2 protein-coding genes are annotated in these 3,394 nt (G+C 62.2%); both read left to right on the forward strand.

The annotated features are described in order from the left end of the window. A partial coding sequence (locus tag VIR09_RS25755) for a DUF6537 domain-containing protein (protein ID WP_332015429.1) occupies positions 1-572 on the forward strand: 572 nt, incomplete at its 5' end. A gap of 302 nt (positions 573-874) precedes the next feature. Further along, positions 875-3,394: ribonucleoside-diphosphate reductase subunit alpha (locus VIR09_RS25760; RefSeq protein WP_332015430.1), on the forward strand; the 2,520-nt coding region annotated here is incomplete at its 3' end.

Below are 3,394 nucleotides of genomic sequence, written 5' to 3' on the forward strand. Positions count from 1 at the left end.
GCGAGCGCGAACTGGCGCCCGACGCCAAGACCCCGCGCCTGGCGCTGGCGGTCGCGCGCGGCCTCTTCAAGCTCATGGCCTACAAGGACGAATACGAAGTGGCGCGGCTCTACACCGGCGAGTCGTTCCAGGCACAGTTGAAGGGCCAGTTCGAAGGCGACTACAGCCTGCGCTTCCACATGGCTCCACCCCTCTTCGCCCGCAAGGATCCGCGCACCGGCGTGCCGCGCAAGATGACGCTGGGTCCCCGCACCATGACCGCGCTGAAATTGCTGGCACGTCTGAAGGGCTTGCGCGGCACCTGGTTCGATCCCTTCGGCCATACCGCCGAACGCAAGATGGAACGGTCGCTGGTGCGAGAGTACCGTCAGACCATAGAGCAGTTGCTCGCAGGGTTGAGCCGCGACAAGCTGCAGCAAGCGGCTACAATCGCCGGCCTTGCAGAAACCATCCGCGGCTTCGGTCACGTGAAGGCTGCAAACGTCGAGAAGTATCGGACGGAGTTAGGCCGCTTGATGCAAACCTATACGGCGCCTGCCCCGCAAGATATGCCCCTGCGGAAAACCGCATAAACATTCGCTCTGAGCGGCACCTTCCTGGGCGCGCCTTGCTGGGCGCGCCTAGTGCATTTGGTAACAATCTTTTGTGAACTTCGTCTTATCTTCTTCTTGTCCCTGTCGTACTCGATCACTAGAATTAGTGTCCAACGAGGGGTGCTACACTACATGTTGTGGTCGCCTAAGCGCTGATACCCGTCGGCCACGCCTTTTGGACTAGCCCGTCCTAACGTTGCGACCCCCTCAAAAGATCCAATTTCGTACCTGACATGACGTCGTCATGTCGCTATCTACGCGCTTTTCGCACAGGAGCTTCCATGCAGACTACGATCGCCTCTGTGACCCGGCCTACGGCCGTGCCGCCCTCGCAAACCGATTCCCCTGCCGACGCCAATGGCGGGCAATGGGCCAGCTACAACATCATTCGCCGCAATGGCTCGGTGGTCGGGTTCGAACCCAACAAGATCGCCATCGCCATGACCAAGGCCTTCCTGGCCGTCAACGGCGGCCAGGGCGCGGCCTCCGCGCGCGTGCGTGAGCTGGTCGAGAACCTGACCAGCCAGGCCGTCAACGCCCTGGTGCGCAACCGCCCCAACGGCGGCACCTTCCATATTGAAGACATCCAGGACCAGGTCGAACTGGCCCTGATGCGCTCGGGCGAACACGACGTTGCCCGCGCCTACGTGCTGTACCGCGAAAAGCGCACGCAGGAACGCGCCGCGGCGGCCGCCGCCGCCGAAGGCCAGGAGAAGGCCGCCGCCCCGCAGGAGCACGTGCTGAACGTGACCGATGCCGGCGTGCGCCGCCCGCTGGACCTGGCTGAACTGCGCGCCACCATCGAAGCCGCCGGCGAAGGCCTGGCCGAATTCATCGACACGGAAGCGATCCTGAAGGAAACGGTCAAGAACCTGTACGACGGCATCCCCGTCGACGAAGTGTTCAAGTCCGCGATCCTGTCCGCGCGCGCGCTGGTCGAAAAGGACCCGGCCTACAGCCAGGTCACCGCCCGTCTGCTGCTGCACACGATCCGCAAGGAAGTGCTGGGCGAGGAAGTCTCGCAGGGCGGCATGGCCGCCCGCTACGCCGAATACTTCCCCACCTTCATCGCCCGCGGCATCGAAGGCGGCCTGCTGTCGCCCGATCTGGCCAGCTATGACCTGACCAAGCTGGGTCATGCCCTGAACGCCAAGCGCGACCTGCAGTTCGGCTACCTCGGCCTGCAGACCCTGTACGACCGCTACTTCCTGCATATCCGCGGCACCCGCATCGAACTGCCGCAGGTGTTCTTCATGCGCGTGGCCATGGGCCTGGCGCTGCGCGAAGCCGACCGCGAAACCCGCGCCATCGAGTTCTACGAGATCCTGTCCTCGTTCGACTTCATGAGCTCGACCCCGACGCTGTTCAACTCGGGCACCCTGCACTCGCAGTTGTCGTCGTGCTACCTCACCACCGTCTCCGACGACCTGGAAGGCATCTACGACGCCATCAAGGAAAACGCGCTGCTGGCCAAGTACGCCGGCGGCCTGGGCAACGACTGGACCCCGGTGCGCGCGCTGCGCAGCCACATCAAGGGCACCAACGGCGAAAGCCAGGGCGTGGTTCCGTTCCTGAAGGTCGTCAACGACACCGCCGTGGCGGTCAACCAGGGCGGCAAGCGCAAGGGCGCAGTCTGCACGTACCTGGAATCGTGGCACCTGGACATCGAAGAATTCCTGGAACTGCGCAAGAACACCGGTGACGAACGTCGTCGCACGCACGACATGAACACGGCGAACTGGATTCCCGACCTGTTCATGAAGCGCGTCATGGAAGGCGGCGATTGGACGCTGTTCTCGCCGTCCGACTGCCCCGACCTGCACGACAAGTACGGCCGCGCCTTCGAAGAAGCCTACGTGGGCTACGAAGCGCGCGTGGCCAGCGGCGAGCTCAAGCTCTTCAAGAAGATGCCGGCGCTGAACCTGTGGCGCAAGATGCTGTCGATGCTGTTCGAAACCGGCCACCCCTGGATCACGTTCAAGGATCCTTGCAACATCCGTTCGCCGCAGCAGCACGTCGGCGTGGTCCACAGCTCGAACCTCTGCACCGAGATCACGCTGAACACCAACGAATCCGAAATCGCGGTGTGCAACCTGGGTTCCGTGAACCTGGTCGCGCACATGAAGCCGGCAGCCGGCGGCGGTTTCGAACTCGACCACGACAAGATCAAGCGCACGGTCAGCATCGCCATGCGCATGCTCGACAACGTGATCGACATCAACTACTACGCCGTCGACAAGGCCCGCAATTCCAACGCGCGCCATCGTCCGGTGGGCATGGGCATCATGGGCTTCCAGGATTGCCTGCAGATGATGCGCGTGCCTTACGCATCGCAGTCCGCCGTCGAATTCGCCGACCGTTCGATGGAAGCCGTGTGCTATCACGCGTACTGGGCCTCGAGCCTGCTCGCTGAAGAGCGCGGCCGTTATCAATCGTATGAAGGCTCGCTGTGGTCGCGCGGCATCTTGCCGCAAGACACGTTGAAGATGCTGCGCGATGAACGCGGTGGTCACGTTGAGGTCGATGAGTCGAGCACTCTCGATTGGGATACGTTGCGCGCGCGCATCAAACAACATGGCATGCGCAACTCCAATTGCATCGCAATCGCCCCAACCGCAACTATTTCCAATATCATTGGTGTATCTGCGTGCATCGAACCCACTTTCCAGAACTTGTACGTCAAATCGAATCTCTCCGGCGAGTTCACGGTCGTTAACGATTACCTCGTGCGTGACCTGAAGAAACTCGGTCTCTGGGACGAAGTCATGGTCGCCGACCTCAAGTACTTCGACGGCAGCCTG

This window comes from Achromobacter sp. (assembly GCF_036567245.1).
Taxonomy (GTDB): domain Bacteria; phylum Pseudomonadota; class Gammaproteobacteria; order Burkholderiales; family Burkholderiaceae_B; genus Achromobacter.